The organism is Scopulibacillus daqui, from assembly GCF_016908855.1.
Taxonomy (GTDB): Bacteria; Bacillota; Bacilli; order Bacillales; family Sporolactobacillaceae; genus Scopulibacillus_A; species Scopulibacillus_A daqui.
This window is the reverse complement of record NZ_JAFBER010000017.1, coordinates 1-22,395: the sequence shown is the minus strand read 5'-3', so window position 1 is coordinate 22,395 and position 22,395 is coordinate 1. Positions and strand designations below refer to the sequence as shown.

The following is a 22,395-nucleotide window of genomic DNA, read 5'->3' as shown; positions in this document are numbered from 1 at the left end:
CACAACTTTTTGGTATGCTAAGGGTAATTAATGATTTTTTGAAAGGAAGTTGAAAGATATGAAACCTATTGAAACCACTGAATCCTTCAATCAAACGATCAATAGCAATGAACCAGTCGTTGTTAAATTCGAAGCCGATTGGTGCCCTGATTGCAAGCGCCTTAACATGTTTATAGATGACATTATCAAGGACTACAACTTTGACTGGTATGAAGTTAACAGAGACCAGCTTCCTGAACTTGCCGATAAATATGAAGTGATGGGAATTCCAAGCCTGCTTGTCTTCCAAAACGGCGAAAAGATAGCTCATCTTCACAGCGCTAATGCCAAAACACCGGAATCAGTACGCAACTTTTTGGATAGCGTAGAAAAATAAAGAAAAAATATGATGCCTCATGTCAAATAAAATGACATGGGGCTTTTATTTGGGCTCTATAATATTTATCGGGGCACGAGAAGACCGAATAGGACATCATCAAAATCAATCAGTGAGATTCAGGCGCAGGAGAAATTAATTCTAGAATCTTTTTTGAACTTATTTTAATGACTTATTGGACAGCTCTCGTTATTTTTTTCATAATAATCACATTTAAATAAATATAGCGACTCTTCGTTTTTCTTCAGCATCAATCCTTTTTAATTGAATTTCTCTCACTAGAGTAGCAAAATAATATAGAAAGGTTTACTAGTGTAAACTAATTTTCTTCCAGCATTTCACCGCTATATAACACATTAAAAAATTGATAATCAGCTCAATATCCAGCAAAAATAACATTAACGATCATTATTGGAGTGATAACAGATGGGAACAATTCAAGCCTTTTTGAAAGACCGAGCAGATCAAACACCTCAAATAGAAGGATTAGTCGGCGGCAGCGAACGGCTGTCTTTTAAGGAATATAATGAAAAGGTTAACCAGCTTGCTCATTATTTATTGAAACAAAACGTCCAAAGGGGCGATCGCATAGCTATTGTTTGCAAAAACAACTATCCATTCCCTATCATCATGATGGCAGCAATTAAAATCGGAGCAATTGCGGTGCCTTTAAACCGGCAAATGACAGCCTATGAAATGGAAGGTGTCATAAAAAAATGTCAGCCTAAGGTATTATTTTATGATGAAGAATATATGGAAAACCTCTCATCTGTTAACGAAAAGCAAATGATTCCTTCAATGATTTTAACCGGCATCGGTATGGAGACTGTCCCTGCTTTTAATGATTTACTCGCCGGACAGCCAACAGATGAACCGACTGTGAGCATCGATAGTGAAGATCCGGCTATTATTTTATTTACTTCCGGAACCACCGGCAATTCTAAAGGCTGTGTCATTACCCATCAAAATCTTTACGCATGGTTTACTGAAACCGGCTCCTTAAGGGACACTAAGCCAGGTATGCGTTATCTCGGCGTTCATCCTTTTTACCATATGAGTTCATGCCTTAATATTTTGAATGGCGTTTATTATGGCATCACAGTGGTTTGTCTCTCTGATGCTGACCCTGAGGCTATATGGGATATGATCGACAAAGAAAAAATTAACACGATGATGGGCTTTCCTTCAACATACACTTACATGTTAGAGGAATTAAAAAAGCAAAATAGAACGTTTGAATCTTTTAAAACAGCTTCGTGCGGCGGTACAAAAGTCCCTGCAAGCTTAATTAGGGATTATGCTAAATACGGCATTTCTTTAACACAAGGTTACGGCAGTACAGAAGCATGGGCTGTCAGCGTATGGCATCCGGATATGGGGTACGATAAAATCGATTCCGTCGGCAAACCAATACAAAATGTCGAGGTTAAAATTGTTGATCCGGAAAGCCATCAAGAACTCCCTGCAGGAGAAGTCGGGGAAATCATTGTTAAAAGCCCTTATGTTTTCAAAGGCTACTGGAAAGATCCTGAAGCAACAAAAGAAGTGCTTCAAAATGGCTGGTTCTATATGGGTGATGCCGGCAAATTTGATGAGGACGGTTTCTTATATATTATGGACCGCTACAAAGATGTTATTGTCTATGGAGGCGAAAATATCTTTTCCGGTGAAGTAGAAAAAGTCATTCATGACATCGATGGCGTTCTAGAAGCAGCTGTTGTCGGCATACCTGATGACTTTTGGGGAGAGGTGCCGCGGGCCTATATCGTTAAGGAATCAGGCAGCCCTCTTACTGAAGAAGATATTTTAAACTACTGCAAGGAAAGGCTTTCCGAATATAAAATTCCAGAAGTTGAATTTGTCGATCGTCTTCCTAAGAACAGTTTAGGCAAAATTTTAAAACGAGAACTCAAGGAACTCGCTCTGCAAAAACAATAAGGATGCAAAGAACCCTGTTACAGGGTTCTTTTTCATATTAATCATTTGTTCTTTATTGTAACCGCTATAAATTTAAAATAAAATGAAGATATATTTGTTTTTTTCAGATGATGGGAGGTGAAGACCGTATCTTAATCATCTAGGATACGGCATTAAAATGAGTGTACATATTGAAGCAAAGAAAGGCGACATCGCGGATACTATTCTTCTGCCTGGCGACCCGCTTCGCGCCAAATATATCGCAGAAACTTTTTTTAGAAGACGCTGTCTGTTACAACGAGGTTCGCGGTATGCTAGGGTATACCGGCACATATAAAGGGAAGCGTATTTCTGTTCAAGGTTCAGGTATGGGCATTCCCTCTATTTCAATTTATGTTAACGAACTAATTCGCGAATATGGTGTCAAACGTTTGATTCGCGTCGGTACATGCGGCGGCATCCAGCCTGATGTTAAAATTCGTGACGTTATTATTGCCATGACTTCATGTACTGATTCACATATGAATAATCAAACCTTTCCCGGATTTGACTACTCGCCTTGTGCGAATTTTGATTTGCTCAAAAAAGCTTACGATACCGCTGTTGAAAAAGGATTAAATGTCAAGGTCGGCAACATCTTGTCATCTGATATTTTCTATCGCGATAACATGGATATAATGAAAAAATTAGGGGACTACGGTGTTCTTGCCGTTGAGATGGAAACAACAGCCCTCTATACATTGGCTGCTAAATATGGCGCAAGTGCTTTAACCGTTTTAACAGTCAGCGACCATCTCTTTACAGGTGAGGAAACATCAGCGGAAGAACGGCAAACAACATTTAACGATATGATAAATATCTCATTGGAAACAGCCATAAAATAAGGGGGACAATCCTCCCCCTCTATTTCATATATAATGTGACACAATTTCGCAAAAGACCTTCTGCGTTCATTAACGCTTTTTTTGTTTCAATATACCTGTTCACCCTCTTATTAATTTTTAAGCGGCGGTTATCAATCATTCGCTTTACTTCAGATGGACAAGGCCCGCCGCGAATAGACCGTCTCTTAACGAAAACGCTGGGATCAATAATGCCCTGCCATTCTTCTTTTGATAATTTAACCCCGTCCAGAATCTCATTAATGTCATCTGCTTGCCACTCGTACAGCTCTTTATGCTCTTCTGCTGATTTTTTAGCAATTTTGCTGGCGATGCCGTGAGCTTTACGAAAAGGCAGACCATGATCACGAGTTAACACATCAGCCAATTCTGTAATCGTGATTAAATGATTCCCAGCTTCTTTAGCCGCATGGTCAACGTCAATAGACATCGTTTGTACGACAGCGTTCATTAAACGCAAAGTCCGCGATGCCTTATGACAGCTTTTGTAAAGATGCGGCTGCAAATCATCTTCCGAATCGACGATATCCCCGTACGGTGTATTATGCAGCATTTGAATCACCGCCATGGCTTCACCGACAGCGCTGCTTGCCAGTGCCCGGGAATGCTCGACTGATACCGGGTTGCGCTTTTGCGGCATGATGCTCGAAATTTGCACGTAGGGATCCGCTACATGCAATAAACCGGCCTCTTTTGTTGAAAATCTGAGGAACTCCTGAATCCAGCGGCCTGTGTTAATCATGAGACAAGCGATAGATATAGCTGCTTCTATTAAATAATCGCCTGTTGCTATGGCGTCAAAAGAATTTTCGACGAGTCCTTTAAAGCCCAGCAGTTCCGCCACTCGTTCGCGGCTGATTGGAAATCCTGTCGTTGTCATCGCAGCGGCGCCCAACGGCGACTGGTTAACCGTTTGATAAGCGGCCCATAAACGCTTTTCGTCTCTATGTAAATGATCAAAAACAGCGACTAAATAATGCCCAAATGTTGTCGGCTGAGCCGGCTGTGTATGAGTGTGAGCAGGCATAACGGTTTCAATGTGTTTTTCAGCCTGATCAAGAAGAGATTCACTTAAACGGTTAACATCCCGGATCAAGGCTAATAGATATTTTCTGGCAACCAATCGATACATGCCTTCGCCCATATCGTTGCGGCTTCGGGCCATATGCATTTTTCCTGCTAAATCGCCGCCGATCAGCTCGCCAAGCTTCGCTTCCATCATAAAAAATAAGTCCTCATAATTCGGATCATATTCGACCGCTTGCCAGTTCACGGATGTTAATTTTTCGAGGCCGCCCAAAATATCTCTAGTATCCGATGCCGATAATAATTGTTGCTCCCTTAACATCACAACATGAGCTCTGTGCAGCGAAAACATAGCGTCGGTTAAATGATTTCTTTGATCATAAAAAATAGGTTTTAATAATTCATCGATATAAGTGCGCCCAGGGAATGCGGAGCCCTCTGTTTTGATAAAATCATCAGGATTTAACATTGACCTTAACACTCCTTTGTTTTATAGCCTCGCCAATGTCATTTGAACAGAATATTCCATATTATCCTTTTACCCCAGTCAAAGAAATGCCTTCAACAATCTTTTTCTGGAAAATCAAGAAGACTATCATCATAGGAATCACAGCCAATGTACTCATCCCCATAATCACATGCCATTGGATGCCCCCTGCATCAGCAGTCGAATACAATGAAATACCGACAGGCAGTGTTCGCATGTTTGCGGTTGAGGTTGCAATGACCGGCCATAGATAGGCGTTCCAATTGCCAAGAAAAGTAATAATCCCCATGGCCGCCATCGCCTGTCTGACTTGAGGCAGTGCAATCCGCCACCAAATCCTTAGTTCGCCCATGCCGTCAATTCGTGCTGCATCTAAAATATCGTCGGGGATACTCATCATAAATTGGCGCATTAAGAAAACACCGAATGCTTCAATCATCCCCGGCAGCATTAAGCCCCAATAAGTATTCACCCAATGCAGCTTGCTGCCCGCCACATACCAAGGTATAACCAACAATTCCGTCGGTATCATCAATGTGCTGAGAATCACGATAAATATCGCCTTTGCCCCTGGAAATCTATACTTTGCCAGTACGTATCCAATTAATGAATTAAATATGAGACAACTGATCGTCACGACAACAGCAACAACGATGCTGTTCAGATACCAGCGTAAATAATCCGTTTCTTCAAAGATATACTTATAGCCTGACCAGTTAAGTTTATCCGGCAAAAACGAGAAATGATAAAAATCCGGCAGACTTTTAAAAGAAGATAAGATCATCCATACAAACGGAAAAACCACAATGATAAGTCCCGCCCATAAGAAGATGTGAACCAAAAGACCGCCGATATCTATGCGTTTCTTCATCCCCAGTCACCTCCTAGGCGCTTAAATTAATCTTCGAAGTTTTTGCTTAGAACTTTCAACTGAATGAAAGTAACAATAAGTATGAGAATAAAAAGTGCAACGGTTATTGCAGAAGCATAAACCATATTAAAGTCGTTAAATGCTGAATTGTACATGTAAATAACTATGCTCGATGTGCTGTTTAAAGGGCCGCCGGCATCCCCGCTGCTGCTTGCTGTTAAGTTTTGAATCTGAGTGAATGTTTGGAGCGCTGTAATCACGCCTGTGACCGCCAGAAATATTATAGTCGGGTTTAATAAGGGGAACGTGATGCTCCAAAACATCCGCCATTTCCCGGCCCCGTCAATTTGCGCTGCCTCGTAAAACTGTTTTGGAATAGCCTTCAGTCCGGCCAAAAATATTAACATACAAAAACCCATCGCTTGCCAAATCATCATCATGCTGACGGAAATGAGCGCTTCCGACGGATCAGTTAACCAACCTTGGGGAGGAATGTGGAACCAACTTAACATTTCATTGATAAACCCTGTGTTCGGATCATACATAAGCCGCCATACCCAGCTGACTGCAACAATGGATGTCATATAAGGTATAAAATAGACTATCCGATAAAACCCCTGAAGCCGATGAACCTTGTTAATCGCCAAAGCCAGAATCATTCCAATTGCTATTTGAACTGGAACAGTAATAGCGACATAAAGAAGCGTATTGACGGCTGAACGCCAAAACACTTTATCATGGATGAGATGAATATAGTTATCGAGCGTAAAACCCGATCTATTTTCCGGTGAAAACGATAGCGAAAACGCATATAAAGTCGGAAAAATCCGGATACATAAAAAGAACAATAATGGCACCGTCAAGAATGAATAAGCAATCAAAGTCTTTCTTGTCTTTAATTTCATTGTTTTGCGTACATGGCCTTTTTTAATATCCGACATGGCCGTTCTTCCTTTCAAGTCAATTGAACGCCCAATGATTCAAATCATCAAGCGTTCATTAAAAGCGATTGACTATCGGTTATTAAAATAGCTGTCGCGAATAGCCTGTTGGCTTTTTACTAACTGATTAAAGGTTTTTTCGATTGGCGCATGCTTAAGCAAAATCGTTTGAACAGCATCATTAATATCTGTCCGCTCTTTCTCCTCGTCAACAAAGAAAGTGGCATGGGCATCTTTAAGTCCTTTAACAAACGGACCGTAAACCGGATCGCTCGTCATTGACTTGTCATTGGCTAATGAAGCTGAAGCTGGAAGTTCACCGACTTTATTTAACCATTCTTTTTGGGTTTGTTCAGAAATTAAGAATTTCAAAAACCTTTCGCATGCCTTTCGTTTCTTTCCGCTGACACCTTTGGCAATGCTGTTCGTCCAATAGGATCCGAAGTTTGATTTGACGCCTCCTTCTTTTCGAACCGGCAGGGTTGTGACCCCCCACTTAAAATTCGCTGCCGATCTGACCGAGGCGATATCAAAAGATCCATCTATCATCATGCCTGCTTTTCCCGCTTGAAAAGCCGTATTATAGTTTTGAAGAAAGTTCTGATCGCCAATGTGATGCTTTTTGGTCATGTTGATCCAATAATTAAAAGCCTTTAAACCATTCGGAGAATCATTCCATTGGACTTTTTTCCCATCTTCACTAAATGGCGTCACCCCCCACTGGCGAAGAAGCACTTCTTCGAAAGTATGATAGCCTTGGCCTTCGACATCCCAAGCAAAACCTTCTTGTTCATATTGCCCGTTAGCCTTTCGTTTCGTCATCTTTTTAGCATCTCGGATCAGTTCATCCCACGTCTTGGGGGGGTTATTCGGATCCAAACCTGCTTTTTCAAATAAACCCTTGTTCCAGAACAGTGCAAGTGAACGAACGGCAGTAGGCAGCCCATCATAATGGCCGTGAATTTTTGATGATCTTACCATAGGAATAAAAGTTTTATCGATTTGTTTTGTGCTCATGAAATCTTCCGGAATAGGCTGAATGTATCCTTTTTTTTCGTATTGGGGCAGCCAGCCGTAATATAGGTTCATCATGTCGGGTCCTTTGCCCGCATTCATCGCTGCAGCAATTTTCTGGTTGTACTTTTCATATGGAAAGTCTTGAGCAACGACTTTAATATCCGGATTTTCCTTCTCAAATTTCTGTATCAGCGCATTCATCTCTTTGACTTTAGATGGAAAAGTGTACTGCCAATAAGTAATCGTTATTTTGCCTTTAGAATCAGAACCAGAACGGCTGCTGCTGCATCCAGCTGCCATAAGAAGCAAAACTGTCAGGGAAATGGCTAATAATTTGTATACATGCTTTCTCATAAGGTCACCCTTTCAGTTTTCTGATACAAGGTCAGACATCGCCTTTAAACTACTTTCATGTTTTAGATTCCAAACGCAATATGTCCTTTTGGCAGCGGGTCATCGCGTCATTATTGCAGCCGTTCAAACATCGCAAACCATAAAGCAAGGCGCAATAAAGCGGGTCATCGCGTCATTATTGCAGCCGTTCAAACATCGCAAACCATAAAGCAAGGCGCAATAAATGGGTTCTGATTCAAGTTGGCGAACAGTAAAATCCTTGTAATTTTCTTTAATGGCATGGAGCATAGCTTCAAGCACCAAAGCATCTTTTTGCAAAACACTGCCCACAGCAATCAATTCAAAATGATCTTCATCAAGATGACATTTTTGTATGGCAGTTATACAAGCATGAGCCAAATGCTGCCCTGCTTTTTGTAAAATGCCGTTTGCAGCCGGATCTCTTTCATGAGCTAATTTGAAAATGCTTGGCGTTATTGAAGCTACTTTCTCCACTGAATAAGCTGTGCCGTTGATCCATGTTAAAAGATCATCAGTGGTTGAGAGTTGGAGCGTTTCTAAAACAACTTGACGAATACCAGAAGGCGGATCCTGCCCGTCTATCGAGCGAAAAATATGCCTCAGCGCTTCGAGGCCGATAAAATATCCGCTGCCGTCATCACTGATTCGATGTCCCCATCCGCCTACTCGCAGACTGGCGCCGCCTTTTGCCTTTCCCCAAACAATTGACCCGGTTCCAGAAACCGCAAGAACCCCCGGTCGATGACCTAATATCCCATACAAAGTGATATGGCCATCATTTTCTAAAACCATATCATTAACCTCAATACCCGATAATTGAAATGAATCTCTAACGATCTTAGAAACGGCCGTATAATCACTTCGCGTGTCCAGCCCGGCAGCTTGTTCCTCCTCCATCAATCGCAAGTATAGGAACAGTTAACATAGATCGGGAATTCCTTTTTGCAAAAATGTTTGATTGTTATATTTTGAAAACATAGGAAGCCCCCTTTAAATTTAAAAATATTTATCCAAGAGGCAACATAGTAATGTTTATTATTTTCAGTCAAAAATTATACTTAAAGGTCCTCTGCCCTTTATAAAACAAATGGCCTGCCCCTTCTAAAAAGGGAACAAGCCGCTTCGTACAAAACCTCTTAACCGCTGACAAATATAGACAGCGAGACTTGCTTAGATGCCAGTCAAGCCTTCTAGGGCAATCGTTCAATGATTGTAGCGTTCGCTGTACCGTGGCCTTCACACATTGTTTGCAAACCATAGCGGCCGCCGGTTCTTTCAAGTTCATAGATTAGCGTAGTCATTAACCTGGCGCCGCTTGCTCCAAGTGGATGACCGATAGCTATTGCCCCTCCATTCGGATTTAAGCTATTGGGATCAGCTCCCGTTTCTGCCAGCCATGCCAGAGGCACCGAGGCAAAGGCTTCATTGACTTCAAATAAATCAATGGCGTTAATAGTGAGCCCGGCTTTGTCCAGCGCTTTTTTAGTTGCAGGGATTGGACCGGTAAGCATCAGTGTCGGATCAGAGCCAACAACAGTGCGGGTCAGCACGCGAAAACGCGGTTTTAAGCCAAGGGATTCAGCTTTATCACGAGACATTAATAACACAGCCGCCGCCCCGTCGCTGATTTGACTTGAATTTCCGGCATGAATAGCTCCGTCCTCCCGAAACGCCGGTTTGAGGCTTGCTAATTTATCTAAGTTACTATCCGGCCGCGGACCCTCATCGTCCTTTATAATCGTTTTTGTACCATTTGGAAGCGTGACTTCTAACGGCATGATTTCTCGGTCAAAGCGGCCCTCTTTTTGTGCCGCTATTGCCTTTTCATGGCTTGCAAGAGAAAATTCATCCATTTGTTTGCGGCTAAAACCCCACTTTTCTGCTATGCGTTCTGCAGACAAGCCTTGGTGAATGATTTCATAACGGGATGTTAGTTCGCCGCTTAAGCCGGCACCCTTTCTATTTGATCCTATTGGAACCCGCGACATACTTTCTATGCCGCCGGCGACAACCGCATCCATATCGCCGCTGGCTATGGCTTGCGCCGCAAAATGGATAGCTTGCTGACTTGATCCGCATTGCCGATCAACAGTTGTTCCGGGCACTTCGACCGGGTAGTCAGCAATAAGAGCCGCCATTCTTGCAATATTGAATGCTTGTTCGCCTACTTGAGATACGCAGCCGTATATCACATCATCAATCACTTCTGGTTCAATTTCTGTTCTTCTTACTATTTCTTTTAACGGCTGAGCGGCCAAATCTTCGGCCCTGATCCCGCTGAGTGAGCCGTTTCTTTTTCCTACCGGTGTTCTTACAGCTTCAACAATAACAACCTCTCGCATGATGATTCTCCCTTTCTTTTTTTAATTTTTATTCTATGACTAAGCAGCGTGAGGCTGATGCTTCTCCGCTTAGGCCGTTTCTCCTGTTTGTTTCTTGATCTCCATTTCAAGCTCTGTATGCTGGACGGACTATCTCACATACATCTGGAATTTCAATATATAAAACATTTTGTATAATCTTCACAAGCCATACAATATCCACTGTATAAGGTTTCAGTTAAAATCATATATCTGAAATTTCTAATTATAAAAATTAGAGTCCGGTGTTTAGGAAGCGGTCTGAATCCCCTCTAATAGATGAAGTCAGCTTTCTATTAAACTTTAATACATCCCCTGTGAACAGCAGAAATGTGATCAAGATGCCGCAAACCATTCATAGGCGGTTTTTGCTATTCGGGCAATGGCTTGTTCGCCTTCGCTGTGGGATGCATTATCTCTAGAAAATACTGTTATCACAAACCTTCCTTTATTTTTCGGCATATAAATGATACCCGCATCGTTAATGACGCCGCCAATGGAACCGGTTTTGGTGGCGGTAATGGCATCATCAGGCAGCAAATAGGGAATCCGGTGACCAAATTGTTGACTTTTTAAAATATCAATCATTTGTTCACAAGCCCGTTTGGAAATAATCTTTTTATCAGCAATTTTTTCTAGCAAAATATTTGTTTCTATCGGTGTGGAAACATTGTTCTGTTGACTCATATCAAAGATTGCACTATCCGTTTTCTTCACGGGAGATTCGATCGCCTCATCAAGCTTCTTGTAATGATCGATGTTTTTTGAAGCGAAAGGTAAGCCGGCATATAAGCTTAACAACTCCCAAATGGAATGTGCCAAATAAGTATGGTGCAGAGCAAGTGACGTCGTAAATTGGTTAACTTTTTCTTTTCCCATTAATTCTAAAATTTTATCGGTTGCCAAATTATCGCTTACGATAATCATCATTGTCGCCAAATCTTTTACGCTGACCTCTAAGCCGCTGTCAAATTTCTGCAGCACCCCGGAACCTGGGACAAGGTCATTCGCCGTTATCTTTACCCTTTCCTCAAGTTTGAGATTGCCCTTCTCTGCTTCGGAAAACAGTGCAGCGAGAATCGCAATCTTGCAAGCACTGGCAGTCTGGAATAATTCATGACCGTTAATCTGCGCTTCTTCGCCTGTATCTAAATGCTTTACCGCTATACCGAAAGTTCCCGAAACCCCTTTCAAAGCATTTTTCAACTTTGATTGCAGAGACATCGCCTTCCCCCTTCCATTAAATAAAGAATAGTTCACTTAATATTAACATAATTCATTAAAAAATTCAGAAAATCATCCGCCGTCCACAGGAGCGATCCCCGTGAACAGCGGATGATGTCACTATTGATGCTGTTGTTCATTAGAGCAGTTGTTAAAGTCTTGGCCTTCAATTTGTATCGTTGCATGCTTTACGGAAAAATGTTCGGTTAATATATGGTTTGCATCCATTAAAACTTTATCACGGTCTGCGTTATTTTCGACAACAAGATGACAGCTTAAAGCCGGGAAACCTGAGGTTATGGTCCAAACATGCAAATCATGAAGAGCAGAAACCCCCGGAATATTTATTAAGTGATTCTTAACTTCATCCAAATGAATATCTTTAGGCTTGCCTTCCATTAAAATGTGAATCGCATCATTGGTTATCTGCCAGCCGCTTTTTAATATGAGAATGGATACGATGATGCTGGCAATCGGATCCGCATAGCCCCAATTGAAAAGTATAATGAGCAAACCTGCAACGATTGCTCCAACAGATCCAAGCAAATCGCCTATCACATGAACTAAGGCACTCTTAATATTAAGGTTTTCACTTGAGTCGCCTTTCATAAGAATCCAGGCCACAAAAATATTAACAAGCAGACCTATGCAGGCAATCACTAGCATATCAACGCCGGCGACATTCTCCGGATGATAGAATCGAAGAAAAGCTTCTATTAAAATATATAGAGAAATCACAAGTAACGCGACGCCATTAAAAAGTGCGGCAAGAATTTCGAAACGCTTGTAACCGTAAGTCTTCTCGATGCTTGCGCCCTTTGCGCCATAAACAACCGCAACAAGACTTAACCCTAATGACAACGCGTCACTAAACATATGACCGGCATCAGACAATAAAGTCAAACTATGGCTTAAAAAACCGCCGATCACTTCAACGATCATAAAGGTGGCAATAAATAGAAAACTGATGAACAAAGCCTTTTTATTTGCCGAATGTGCATGATGGTGGTGGTCATGATGATGATCATGATGATGGGAATGGCCCATGATTTTCCTCGCCCCTCTCAAAAATGCCGTGACTTTAGTATTTTTCGGATATCACAATCTATCCATTTTCAAACACATGAATATATGTTCATATTTATGATATTCAGAAATACATGTCCGTGTCAAGGTTTTTTAATGAGCTTATCAATTTAATTCAATAAGATCTATCAAAGCGATGATATCATGATCTATAAGCGAGCGGCTGCAGCGTTCTTTGAATGACTAGTACGGACCGCATCGCTATATGAGAGCAAACAAATAGACCCATCAGTTTTGATGCTAATGGGTCCTTTAAACAATTATTTTCCTTTATGAAGAATATATTTTTCAATATCATCTAGAACTAAATTGGCTGAAATCACACCGCCTGAAGTATTCCAAACCGAATCGTCAACTTTATGCGCATTCCCTTTTTTTACAACGCTTAAGTTTTTCCATAATGGCGTGTTTGTAAATTCTTTCTCAGCTTTAGCACCGCTATTATCGCCAGCCGGCTGATAAGTGTAATAGAATAAGTAATCCGCGTTCATTTTTGGAATCATTTCTTTGCTTACATGCTGTGCAGCAAAGTCATTTTTGTCTTGATCTTTTGGACGTTTAAAACCAAGCTGCTCAAGGATGTTGCCGGCAAATGTATCTTTATGCAATATACGGATATCTTGCGGCACAAACCTTACGAGAGAGACTGTTCTATTAACTTTATCTCCAAGTTTGCCGTGCAAACTTTTCACGCGCTTATCATATTTTTCGATCACTTCTTTACCCTTTTCTTGCTTATCCAATGCTTTTGCATATAACTTAAAATTCTTTTTCCAATCGGATTTTAAAGTTTCTGAAAAAACGGTCGGCGCGATTTCGCTTAACTGCTTATAAATCTTTTCTTGCCTCACTTTATTGCCAATGATTAAATCAGGGTGCAATTTAGCGATGGCTTCTAAATTCACATCGGACTCGGTTCCTACAACCTTAACGCCTTTCATTTTATCCTTAATTTGCGAATACCAAGGATCGCCTGTCCATGACTGAACCGCCCCAACAGGTTTAACACCCATAGCCAGAAGCGCTTCAGTGCCTTCATTCGTTAATATCACAACCCTTTTAGGCTGTCCTTTAATTTTAGCCGTCCCCATCGCATGCTTAACAGTATATGTATCTTTTGATGACTGGCCATCTTGGGTTGAAGCAGTATCCTTAGAACCCGAATTGCATCCGGCGAGCGCTAATATAATCATCAGTGAAAGTGACACGTATAAAAGCTTCTTCTTCAAATGCATAACCCCCCAAACAGATTAATTGATAATCATTCTCACTGAAATTGATCATAACCCTTCTTAGCCATGTTGTCAATATATCATTGTCAATGATTTTGAATTTCATTGACAATGATTCTCATTTAAAATAATATTAAATTATTCATTCTATAACATCACTGATTTTCTGAAATATGAGAGAGGCTGAACAATATGCAGGGGGTCATAAAAAAACGTTTTGCTAAAGGAACCGGCCTCATTATCATTGCCTTGTTTATCATCGTATGCATGATTGGCAGCATAGCATTAGGAGTCACCAGTATCAGCATTGACACATTCATCCATGCCTATACCCATTTTAACGGTTCTAATAACCAAGTCATTATAAGGGACGAAAGGGTGCCTAGAGCCTTAATTGCTGTCTGCGTGGGGTCAAGTCTTGCTATTGCAGGCGCTTTAATGCAAGGCTTAACCAGAAATCCGTTGGCATCTCCCGAAATTCTTGGGGTAAACTCAGGTGCAAGCCTGATGATAGTCACAGCTGTCACCTTATTTGGCGCATCATCTCCGTCTGCATTTACATGGCTGGCATTTACGGGAGCTGCGGCCGGTTCTATTATTGTATATTTACTGGGTTCTCTCGGCCGCGAGGGATTAACGCCGATTAAGCTTACTTTAGCCGGCGCAGCAATGGCCGCATTGTTTTCATCATTAACACAAGGACTGCTGACATCAAATGAACAATCATTGGATGCCGTTATTTTTTGGTTAGTGGGCTCAATACAAGGAAAAGATCTACATAATCTCAGCGCCGTTTTACCGTATTTTATCATTGGCTGGCTTCTCAGTTTGCTGATTGGTTCTAAAATCAATACATTGATGCTTGGGGAAAATGTTGCTAAAAGCCTTGGTCAAAACACATTTATTGTAAAACTCGCAACAGGTATCATTATCGTTCTCTTAGCGGGCGGATCTGTTGCCATCGCAGGCCCAATCAGCTTCATCGGCATTGTCGTTCCCCATGCTGCCAGATGGATGGTCGGCAATGACTACCGCTGGCTGATACCCTACAGCGGAATGCTTGGGGCTGTGTTATTGCTTCTTGCTGACATCTTAGCCCGCTATGTGATCATGCCGAGTGAAGTTCCAGTTGGTGTTGCAACCGCTGTTATCGGAACACCCTCCTTCATTTATCTGGCTCGGAAGGGGGATTTTAAATGAAACACAATATTGCTTTTCGAGTCAAAGGCATGTCATTTCTTATTAATAAAAAAGGGCTTTATGTCTTTTCGGCTGCTTTGATCATTCTGATAGCTGTTATCATAGCCAGTACTGCTCTCGGCGATATGAACATGAGCATGATCGAAGCTGCCAAATCGATTTTTGGCGGCGGCACCAGCCTTCACAATTTGGTGGTGAGAAGTTTCAGATTGCCGAGAATCTTGCTTGCTGCATTTGCAGGCATGGCCTTAGCTGTTTCGGGAGCGATTTTGCAAGGCATTGTACGAAACCCATTAGCTTCTCCCGATATTATCGGCATTACAGGGGGCGCTTCATTTACAACTGTTTGCTTTTTAGCCTTGTTCAATATAAATGATAAGGGAGTCAGCATAAGTATTGCCTGGCTGCCATTAGCATCCTTCGCCGGAGCGATTTTATCAGGATTGCTTGTCTATTTTTTGGCACACAAAAAAAGCATTCTGTCACCATTTAGATTGGTGTTAATCGGTATCGGCCTTTCTGCCGGCACAGAGGCTTTAACCAAATTTGTGATGCTTATCGGGCCTGTATATCTGGCTTCCAAAGCCAATACATGGATGACCGGGAGCGTTAACGGCGCTTCATGGCCGCAGGTGACCGCATTAGCCATTTGGTTTACAGTATTTTTTATCATAACGTTCATATTGGCGCGAAGATTAAACATTCTTGAATTAGGAGAGGCTGTCCCAGTTAGTCTTGGAAGTTCCTCAAATAAAGACAAAAAAATCTTGTTAATCATAAGTGCGGCACTGACTGGAGGTGCTGTAGCTTTCGCCGGAGGAATTGGTTTTGTCGGCTTAATGGCCCCTCATATGGCGAGAAAGCTTGTCGGTTCCGCATACGGTGCTTTAATTCCGGTTTCCGCTCTTATCGGCGGCATATTAGTCATCATTTCAGATACCATTGGCAGAACTGTTTTCTTGCCGCTTGAAGTGCCTGCCGGTGTGCTGACATCAGCAATAGGAGCACCTTATTTTGTATATTTGCTTTATAAAAGCCGAAATCATTAAGGAGCGTGAGTGTGATGCGCGGGCTGAAGGCAAAATCTTTGTCTGTGTCTTATGGCGATAGAACCATTATTGAGCAATTAAATCTGGAGATTCCAAAAGGTAAAATCACCGTCTTTATCGGTAAAAACGGCTGCGGCAAATCAACTTTACTTTCAACTTTCGCGCGCCTGATTAAACCTTCGCAAGGATCTATTGTCTTAGACGGGAAAAGCATTGCAAAAATGTCAACAAAAAAAGTCGCAAAGGACCTGGCGCTGCTGCCTCAATCTCCTGCCGCACCGGAGGGTTTAACAGTTTTACAGCTAGTTAAACAAGGCCGCTACCCATACCAAAGCTGGTTAAAGCAATGGTCAGCAGATGATGAAAGAGCCGTTATGAGAGCCCTGAAAGTGACCGGCATTAAAGACTTAACCGACCGGCCGGTTGAATCGCTTTCGGGCGGACAAAGACAACGGGTATGGATCGCTATGGTTTTAGCCCAAGAAACGGATATTATTTTGCTTGATGAACCAACGACTTATCTTGATTTATCCCATCAAATTGAAATTTTGGATCTGCTCTACGAACTTAACCAATTGGAAAACCGCACAATTGTCATGGTTCTTCATGATTTAAATCTCGCCTGCCGTTATGCGGACCATATTGTCGCTGTCAGCAGCAAAAACATTTATGCCCAAGGGCCGCCTGAGGAGACGATCACATGCGAGCTTGTCAAAAATGTTTTCAATATGGATGTTGATATTATCGAGGATCCGCTGTTTGGCACACCGATGTGCATTCCTCATGGCAAGGGCAGATATGTTAAAAAGAAAATGCTGAAGGCTGAGAAAGTGTCAGCATTCTAAGGTTCGCCAAATTTTAAGAAAATCTATTTTATGAAGAAGCGGCTGTTTCTGCTATTGATCAATGATGACGTCCGCTGAAAAAGTTGAGATAAAGACAAAATAAAATCTTTATAAAGAGCTGTAAAGCAAATTTAAAAGGGCTCAGAAATTCAAATATTTTTCTAAGCCCTTCAATGCTCTCTTCTTATTTATTTTAAACATCCGGAATTCTATTTTCTAAAAACCCTTCATCTTCTTAACCTTTCTATTTCTCTCCCCATTGCCCCATATCATTCTAACCTTATTGAAGCAATAAATGCGTTTACTATAACAAATTCATATAGAAATTAAACATCAGCCCTATGCTCAGTCGCCTTTTTATGCAATCTGTACAGACGATAAGACCTTGTGACAATCACTTTTAAAACAGCATAAACCGGGATTGCCAAAAGAAGTCCGACAAAACCGCCGATATTCCCTGCAACAAGCAATATCAGAATAATGGTTAAAGGATGAACATCCAGCTTCTTCCCCATGACTTGCGGAGAAACAAGATTGCTTTCAATCTGTTGAATGATTATCATACCAATCACGACATAGACAGCCATCATCGGTTCCTGAATAAATCCGACAATGACACCGGGAGCAGTGCCGATAACTGGTCCTATAAAAGGAATGACATTGGTAAACACAGCAATTAACGCCAATATGAGGGGATAATCTAAACCAATAATCCGATACCAAACATAAATGCAAATGCCATCAAAGCAGCTGATCAGGATTTGTCCCTGGATATAGCCGCTCAGCGCCTGGTCCATGTCTTTAAGGATCATGGCTCCTTCTTTTCTATGCTCAGCGGGGATCAGTTTTAATACTGTACGCGGAAGTTTGCTCCCGTCTTTAAGCATGTAAAAAAGAATGAACGGCACGGTTACCATCACAATAATAAAACCTGTTATTGAGGTTATAATATCGATAATATTTGTTCCAATGGATGCCGTAATTTTCGTTAATGTTTTTGTCACATGATCAATGATATTTGATAACGAAAACGATGTGCCTTCTTGAAATCGCTCCAAAATTTTACTATTCTGCCATGCTACAAGCTGTTTGCTTAATTTTTTAATGAGATCAGGTGCGCTGTTCACTAGTGATATCAATTGCTGCTGCAAGATAGGACCGATAGTTATGACAAGCGTTGCAATTAAGCATATAAATATTAAATAAATCAATAAAATAGCCGCTGCCTTAGGCACTTTAAACTTGCATAACAAATGAACAATCGGCCTTAACATATAATAAAGAACCCCTGCAATAATTATCGGCGCTGATAAGGTTGTAATTAAAATCCCAATTGGCCTGAACACAAAAGAGATATGCGAGCCAAGAAGAATAATAGCAAAAATTAAAAGTATCCATATTCCTAATCGAAAGTATTTTGATTGCGGCATGTTAGCTCTCCTTACTTTTGCTTATCCATATTATCCAAAGTTTCCCTCAATGTGAAATAAGTATTAACTTTATTATAGCAAAAATCATGTATATTCCTACCGTTATGGAAAGCACGCAAATTTCTAAATAAAGAGAAAACGGACACCATGCCAATATTTTAAGCAAAAACATTATATTTGATAATATTTTTAAGTTTTTTGCTTGAACCAGGCTTATCATTATATTAATCTTATACTATCTTCTCAATTAAACCTTGGGGTGGATCGATGAATCAAAAGCAGCGTCTGGAACAAATAAAAAAATGGCTGAGCATTTATTATAAAATGAGTCTCGAGGAAATCATGAATCAATTTCAAGTCTCGCGTGATACGGCTAGACGAGATCTCGTAAAACTTGAAGAAGATGGCGAAATCGTCCGGGTCAAAGGAGGCGCTATTCTCCCTGCACATCGTTACCAAATCACACACTATCATGAAAGAGACATGTCACGATTAAAAGAAAAAATCGCCCATAAAGCCTGCTCTTTCATTCACGATCAAGAAACACTTCTCTTGGATACTTCAACAACGGTAGAGCTTACAGCCCGCTATATTGAGAACAGCGGACTAAAAGTTGTAACAAACTCCGTAGATATCATAAATGTTTTAAGCGGGAGATCCGATATTGCCCTCTTTCTAGCCGGAGGAAAATTTAATCCTTACAACCGTAATTTCACCGGACCCCAGACGGCAGAAAGCATAAGCAAGTATAGCGTTGACAAATTATTTATTGGGGCATGCGGCATTGGTTTGGAAGGGTTAACGTCTCCTGATGAAGATGAAGCCTATGTCAAAAAAGCAATGATCAAAGCTGCTCGCCAAGTCATATTGCTCACTGATCATACAAAATTTCAAAAGAACTTTTTTCATCTTGTATGCGGTCTGCCGGACATTGACGTCATCATAACAGATCGGGCACCAGCCGAAACATTGTACCGAAAGCTTAAAGAGCTCGATATTGAGGTCATTATAGCTGATAAAGATTAAAAGGAGTGTATGAAATGGAAAAAATTAAAGTAGGATTAATTGGTTATGGATTTTCCGGAGCAACCTTCCATGCACCATTTCTGGAAGCATTAGAGGAGTACGACGTGGTCAAAGTCATGTCTTCAAGCAAAGAAAAAGTCCAAAAAGATTTAGGACAGGTTGAAGTCGCAGAAAATCTTGAAGACATACTCAATGATCAGGATATTGAACTTGTCGTCATTACAACACCGAATACTCTCCATTACGACATGGCAAAACAAAGTCTTCTCGCTAAAAAACATGTCATTGTTGAAAAACCAATGGTGATTAACCCTAGCGAAGCAGAAGAACTTATTCAATTAGCCAACGACAATAACCTTATGTTAAGCGTCTATCAAAATAGAAGATGGGATAATGACTTTTTGACAATCAAACAATTAATAACTGATGATGCATTAGGCGAAATTAACACATATGAGGCGCATTTTGACCGCTTTCGTCCCGAAGTAAGAAACAGATGGAGAGAACAGGCAGGCGAAGGATCCGGCATGCTTTATGACCTGGGCTCGCATCTTATCGACCAAGCCTTACACTTATTTGGCGATCCGAAGTTTATCATGGCTGATGTATTTGCCCAAAGAAAAAATGCTGTAACAGATGACTACTTCCACATTATTATGGGTTACGATAACCTCAGAGTTCTTTTGCATTCCGGCTCAATTGTAAAAGGGCACGGACCAAAATACGAAGTTCACGGCAGCAAAGGCAGCTTTATCAAATATGGCACTGACGGACAAGAAGCCGCACTGAAAATGGGTAAGAAACCGACAGAAAAAGACTGGGGAAAAGACAAACCGGAATGGTACGGTCGTTTATTTATAAGTGAAAACGGACAAGACGTTGAAAAAACGATTGAAACCGTTCCTGGATCGTATATTTCCTATTATAAACAAGTTTATCGGCACATTCGCGAAGGCGAGCCTTGTCCAGTTACCGCAGAAGAAGGATTAAAAACAATTAAAATGATTCAGGCGGCCATTAAAAGCAGTCAAGAAAAGCGGGCTGTTTTTCTTGACGAAAACTAATGCATTGATTTTCAGGCAATGGTATTCCGATTTCTGGGTCCATTGCCCTTCTATTTATTATGATCATTTCTAGCGGACTTCCAATCGATCATATAAGTTAACTAGTCATTAATGATCAAAAAAATAAAGCGTATGGTTTTATATGCGTTAAACGAATCCAAAACCATACGCTTATGATAATAAAATCAACTCAGTCAGTCCTTAGGCTTTGATGCCGGCTCTTTGTCATTATTTTTATTGAAATAATCATTAATCATATTAGCCAATGCTTGAACCGTCCTTTTGAGTTCTTGTTCATTATTATCTACGCCGCCTATTTCTATCAAGATGGCATGCGGTGACAGATCTTGGTTATAGACGCCGTTATTTCCGGCACCTTTCTTGCCAAACACTCCCCGTGATAATCCCGGATAGTTCTTCACAAGGTATTGGTTTAAATTTTTAGCCATTTCTAGGTTTTTCTCATAGTTTGGATTTTCTTCGCCAATAACAAAAGTCATTCGAGCGTATTTTTTATTATTAATGGTTACAGTTGTTAAATTTCCTCTTGAAGAATCCCGATGAACATCGATAAATAGCTTATAATCTTTCCCGCTGCTTACAGCTTTTTGCAATATTGGCCTCGATGCTTGATAAGACTGAGGATACCCCCAACCTTTTTGCTTCAATATATTTCCAATATTTGTTTTATCTATAACCGTTTTAATCCCTTTTTTCTGAAGGTCTTCCTGAAGCCAGCCATCTACATTATGAACATTTTTATCTGGACTGGCAGCTTTGTTAATATCCGGATCTCCTGTTAACCCAAGCAGCGGTAAATAAGATTCCCAACTATGCGTTGAGTAAATAAACACTTGTCCATTTTTTTCATTTTGGTCATCATTGTTTTCTGTTTTCTTGCCGCTGTCCTTCATAATATATTCCGGCGGCGGCGGAGATTCCTGCGGTACATTCGAGAAGTTTGTTCCTTCACCGGCAACAAATATGTTTGTATCATAAATTGAGAAACCTGGCAATTCATTTCCTAATAGACTTCTTGGATCATTCAACTCAATATGAGTCAGTCTTTCAAATGACAGCTTCGATAAATTAATAGGCTCATAATTTTTGGGCAAAACTGTTTTTATATAAGGACTTTCCTGGCTCATCCAATCCAAAAAAACCTCTGATTTAATCGGTGATAACGCTTGCTTGATCTGCGGAAATGATAAATAAACTTGCGCGTGTTCCGTCGTTAACAGAGAAATTAAAATAAATATAATTAAAATTCGAATTGGCAGATACATTAGAAACCTTTTTAAATTGAAGTCTTTTTTCAATAGTTTATTTATCATAACATCATCCTCATAGCCTTTTATATTATCTATATAAAAAAAGCTATGAAATATGATTAGAAATCTTTTATCTTCCACTTTCATTTGCATTTTACAAGTGCATTTTACAAGATTAATGATTAATTGATAAAAGAAGCAAACCATTGATAGTTTTTGCAATGGTTTTTTATCCTGTCAATATATATCAGAATGGATTTTTATGTAAACTTCGGCAAAAATAAAAAGATCAGATATCAATATCCGATCTTTTTAATTGATGCCTGGCGGCGTCCTACTCTCACAGGGGGAAGCCCCCAATTACCATCGGCGCTGAAGAGCTTAACGACCGTGTTCGGGATGGGAACGGGTGTGACCTCTTCGCCATTGCCGCCAGACATGTTATGCAGTTGAAGATTGAACCTTCAAAACCAGTAGCGAATATAGACATATCCATTTGGTTAAGTCCTCGACCGATTAGTATCTGTCAGCTCCACGTGTCACCACGCTTCCACCTCAGACCTATCAACCTCATCATCTATAAGGGGTCTTACTGATTTTACATCATGGGAAATCTCATCTTGAGGGGGGCTTCATGCTTAGATGCTTTCAGCACTTATCCCGTCCACACATAGCTACCCAGCGGTGCTCCTGGCG

Annotated in this window: 18 protein-coding genes, 2 rRNA genes and 1 pseudogene; 8 read left to right on the top strand and 13 right to left on the bottom strand. The window is 40.8% G+C overall.

Annotated elements, in window-relative coordinates; translation table 11 throughout:
• The first annotated feature begins 58 nt into the window (after positions 1 to 58).
• The 3 genes and pseudogenes from JOD45_RS11760 (at position 59) to deoD (ending at position 3,177) form a co-directional block, all read left to right on the top strand.
• A complete protein-coding gene (locus JOD45_RS11760) occupies positions 59 to 376 on the top strand; it encodes a thioredoxin family protein (RefSeq protein WP_205004091.1) in 318 nt (105 codons plus the stop codon).
• A 426-nt stretch (positions 377 to 802) separates the two neighbouring features.
• Positions 803 to 2,314 carry a class I adenylate-forming enzyme family protein gene (locus tag JOD45_RS11755; protein ID WP_205004090.1) on the top strand — a complete coding sequence of 504 codons (1,512 nt, stop codon included), beginning with the start codon at positions 803 to 805 and terminating at the stop codon, positions 2,312 to 2,314.
• Positions 2,315 to 2,471: 157 nt separating this feature from the next.
• Positions 2,472 to 3,177, top strand: a pseudogene (gene deoD / locus JOD45_RS11750) (purine-nucleoside phosphorylase).
• A gap of 19 nt (positions 3,178 to 3,196) precedes the next feature.
• Here the strand turns inward: deoD and argH are convergent.
• From argH to JOD45_RS11705, 9 genes are all read right to left on the bottom strand, one after another.
• Positions 3,197 to 4,690 carry an argininosuccinate lyase gene (gene argH, locus JOD45_RS11745; RefSeq protein ID WP_205004089.1) on the bottom strand — a complete coding sequence of 498 codons (1,494 nt, stop codon included), beginning with the start codon at positions 4,688 to 4,690 and terminating at the stop codon, positions 3,197 to 3,199.
• A 61-nt stretch (positions 4,691 to 4,751) separates the two neighbouring features.
• On the bottom strand, positions 4,752 to 5,579 hold the full coding sequence (locus JOD45_RS11740; protein ID WP_205004088.1) for a carbohydrate ABC transporter permease: 828 nt from the start codon (positions 5,577 to 5,579) through the stop codon (positions 4,752 to 4,754).
• Between the two features lie 26 nt (positions 5,580 to 5,605).
• The gene (locus JOD45_RS11735) at positions 5,606 to 6,520 is read right to left on the bottom strand and encodes a carbohydrate ABC transporter permease (RefSeq protein ID WP_205004087.1); all 915 of its coding nucleotides are present in this window, start codon (positions 6,518 to 6,520) and stop codon (positions 5,606 to 5,608) included.
• Between the two features lie 72 nt (positions 6,521 to 6,592).
• Positions 6,593 to 7,891, bottom strand: coding sequence for an extracellular solute-binding protein (locus tag JOD45_RS11730; RefSeq protein WP_205004086.1), 1,299 nt, complete (start codon positions 7,889 to 7,891; stop codon positions 6,593 to 6,595).
• A gap of 123 nt (positions 7,892 to 8,014) precedes the next feature.
• The gene (locus tag JOD45_RS11725; protein ID WP_205004085.1) at positions 8,015 to 8,809 is read right to left on the bottom strand and encodes a BadF/BadG/BcrA/BcrD ATPase family protein; all 795 of its coding nucleotides are present in this window, start codon (positions 8,807 to 8,809) and stop codon (positions 8,015 to 8,017) included.
• A gap of 293 nt (positions 8,810 to 9,102) precedes the next feature.
• Complete coding sequence (locus tag JOD45_RS11720; RefSeq protein WP_205004084.1) at positions 9,103 to 10,254, bottom strand: thiolase family protein; 1,152 nt, start codon at positions 10,252 to 10,254, stop codon at positions 9,103 to 9,105.
• Positions 10,255 to 10,608: 354 nt separating this feature from the next.
• Complete coding sequence (locus tag JOD45_RS11715) at positions 10,609 to 11,496, bottom strand: serine hydrolase (RefSeq protein ID WP_205004083.1); 888 nt, start codon at positions 11,494 to 11,496, stop codon at positions 10,609 to 10,611.
• Between the two features lie 120 nt (positions 11,497 to 11,616).
• Positions 11,617 to 12,543 (bottom strand): cation diffusion facilitator family transporter, encoded by a 927-nt coding sequence (locus tag JOD45_RS11710; protein ID WP_205004082.1) that lies wholly within the window; start codon positions 12,541 to 12,543, stop codon positions 11,617 to 11,619.
• Between the two features lie 299 nt (positions 12,544 to 12,842).
• A complete protein-coding gene (locus JOD45_RS11705; RefSeq protein WP_380897282.1) occupies positions 12,843 to 13,775 on the bottom strand; it encodes an ABC transporter substrate-binding protein in 933 nt (310 codons plus the stop codon).
• 231 nt (positions 13,776 to 14,006) lie between these two features.
• Here JOD45_RS11705 and JOD45_RS11700 point away from each other — a divergent pair, with 231 nt between their 5' ends.
• From JOD45_RS11700 to JOD45_RS11690, 3 genes are read left to right on the top strand one after another with little or no spacing between them, the layout of a single operon-like run.
• Positions 14,007 to 15,014, top strand: a complete 1,008-nt coding sequence (locus tag JOD45_RS11700) for a FecCD family ABC transporter permease (RefSeq protein ID WP_205004080.1) — start codon at positions 14,007 to 14,009, stop codon at positions 15,012 to 15,014.
• Complete coding sequence (locus tag JOD45_RS11695) at positions 15,011 to 16,063, top strand: FecCD family ABC transporter permease (protein WP_205004079.1); 1,053 nt, start codon at positions 15,011 to 15,013, stop codon at positions 16,061 to 16,063. The genes JOD45_RS11700 and JOD45_RS11695 overlap by 4 nt, the downstream gene beginning before the upstream one ends.
• Positions 16,064 to 16,077: 14 nt before the next feature.
• On the top strand, positions 16,078 to 16,908 hold the full coding sequence (locus JOD45_RS11690) for an ABC transporter ATP-binding protein (protein ID WP_205004078.1): 831 nt from the start codon (positions 16,078 to 16,080) through the stop codon (positions 16,906 to 16,908).
• A gap of 326 nt (positions 16,909 to 17,234) precedes the next feature.
• Here JOD45_RS11690 and JOD45_RS11685 read toward each other — a convergent pair whose 3' ends face one another.
• Positions 17,235 to 18,338, bottom strand: a complete 1,104-nt coding sequence (locus tag JOD45_RS11685) for an AI-2E family transporter (RefSeq protein ID WP_205004077.1) — start codon at positions 18,336 to 18,338, stop codon at positions 17,235 to 17,237.
• A 267-nt stretch (positions 18,339 to 18,605) separates the two neighbouring features.
• Between JOD45_RS11685 and JOD45_RS11680 the strand changes: the two genes are divergently transcribed.
• Positions 18,606 to 19,364 (top strand): DeoR/GlpR family DNA-binding transcription regulator, encoded by a 759-nt coding sequence (locus JOD45_RS11680; RefSeq protein WP_205004076.1) that lies wholly within the window; start codon positions 18,606 to 18,608, stop codon positions 19,362 to 19,364.
• Positions 19,365 to 19,378: 14 nt separating this feature from the next.
• Positions 19,379 to 20,428 (top strand): oxidoreductase, encoded by a 1,050-nt coding sequence (locus tag JOD45_RS11675; RefSeq protein ID WP_205004075.1) that lies wholly within the window; start codon positions 19,379 to 19,381, stop codon positions 20,426 to 20,428.
• Between the two features lie 194 nt (positions 20,429 to 20,622).
• Here JOD45_RS11675 and spoIIP read toward each other — a convergent pair whose 3' ends face one another.
• The 3 genes from spoIIP to JOD45_RS11660 form a co-directional block, all read right to left on the bottom strand.
• Positions 20,623 to 21,762, bottom strand: a complete 1,140-nt coding sequence (gene spoIIP, locus JOD45_RS11670; protein ID WP_205004074.1) for a stage II sporulation protein P — start codon at positions 21,760 to 21,762, stop codon at positions 20,623 to 20,625.
• Between the two features lie 258 nt (positions 21,763 to 22,020).
• A 5S ribosomal RNA gene (gene rrf, locus JOD45_RS11665) occupies positions 22,021 to 22,136 on the bottom strand.
• A gap of 59 nt (positions 22,137 to 22,195) precedes the next feature.
• Positions 22,196 to 22,395, bottom strand: a 23S ribosomal RNA gene (locus JOD45_RS11660); the annotation flags it as partial.

Excerpts from the sequence above, each read along its gene's own strand:
- JOD45_RS11760 (WP_205004091.1), top strand. The coding sequence starts at position 59 with ATGAAACCTATTGAAACCACTGAATCCTTCAATCAAACGATCAATAGC.
- JOD45_RS11755 (WP_205004090.1), top strand. The coding sequence starts at position 803 with ATGGGAACAATTCAAGCCTTTTTGAAAGACCGAGCAGATCAAACACCT.
- argH (WP_205004089.1), bottom strand. The coding sequence starts at position 4,690 with ATGTTAAATCCTGATGATTTTATCAAAACAGAGGGCTCCGCATTCCCT.
- JOD45_RS11740 (WP_205004088.1), bottom strand. The coding sequence starts at position 5,579 with ATGAAGAAACGCATAGATATCGGCGGTCTTTTGGTTCACATCTTCTTA.
- JOD45_RS11735 (WP_205004087.1), bottom strand. The coding sequence starts at position 6,520 with ATGTCGGATATTAAAAAAGGCCATGTACGCAAAACAATGAAATTAAAG.
- JOD45_RS11730 (WP_205004086.1), bottom strand. The coding sequence starts at position 7,891 with ATGAGAAAGCATGTATACAAATTATTAGCCATTTCCCTGACAGTTTTG.
- JOD45_RS11725 (WP_205004085.1), bottom strand. The coding sequence starts at position 8,809 with ATGGAGGAGGAACAAGCTGCCGGGCTGGACACGCGAAGTGATTATACG.
- JOD45_RS11720 (WP_205004084.1), bottom strand. The coding sequence starts at position 10,254 with ATGCGAGAGGTTGTTATTGTTGAAGCTGTAAGAACACCGGTAGGAAAA.
- JOD45_RS11715 (WP_205004083.1), bottom strand. The coding sequence starts at position 11,496 with ATGTCTCTGCAATCAAAGTTGAAAAATGCTTTGAAAGGGGTTTCGGGA.
- JOD45_RS11710 (WP_205004082.1), bottom strand. The coding sequence starts at position 12,543 with ATGGGCCATTCCCATCATCATGATCATCATCATGACCACCACCATCAT.
- JOD45_RS11705 (WP_380897282.1), bottom strand. The coding sequence starts at position 13,775 with ATGATTATATTAGCGCTCGCCGGATGCAATTCGGGTTCTAAGGATACT.
- JOD45_RS11700 (WP_205004080.1), top strand. The coding sequence starts at position 14,007 with ATGCAGGGGGTCATAAAAAAACGTTTTGCTAAAGGAACCGGCCTCATT.
- JOD45_RS11695 (WP_205004079.1), top strand. The coding sequence starts at position 15,011 with ATGAAACACAATATTGCTTTTCGAGTCAAAGGCATGTCATTTCTTATT.
- JOD45_RS11690 (WP_205004078.1), top strand. The coding sequence starts at position 16,078 with ATGCGCGGGCTGAAGGCAAAATCTTTGTCTGTGTCTTATGGCGATAGA.
- JOD45_RS11685 (WP_205004077.1), bottom strand. The coding sequence starts at position 18,338 with ATGCCGCAATCAAAATACTTTCGATTAGGAATATGGATACTTTTAATT.
- JOD45_RS11680 (WP_205004076.1), top strand. The coding sequence starts at position 18,606 with ATGAATCAAAAGCAGCGTCTGGAACAAATAAAAAAATGGCTGAGCATT.
- JOD45_RS11675 (WP_205004075.1), top strand. The coding sequence starts at position 19,379 with ATGGAAAAAATTAAAGTAGGATTAATTGGTTATGGATTTTCCGGAGCA.
- spoIIP (WP_205004074.1), bottom strand. The coding sequence starts at position 21,762 with ATGATAAATAAACTATTGAAAAAAGACTTCAATTTAAAAAGGTTTCTA.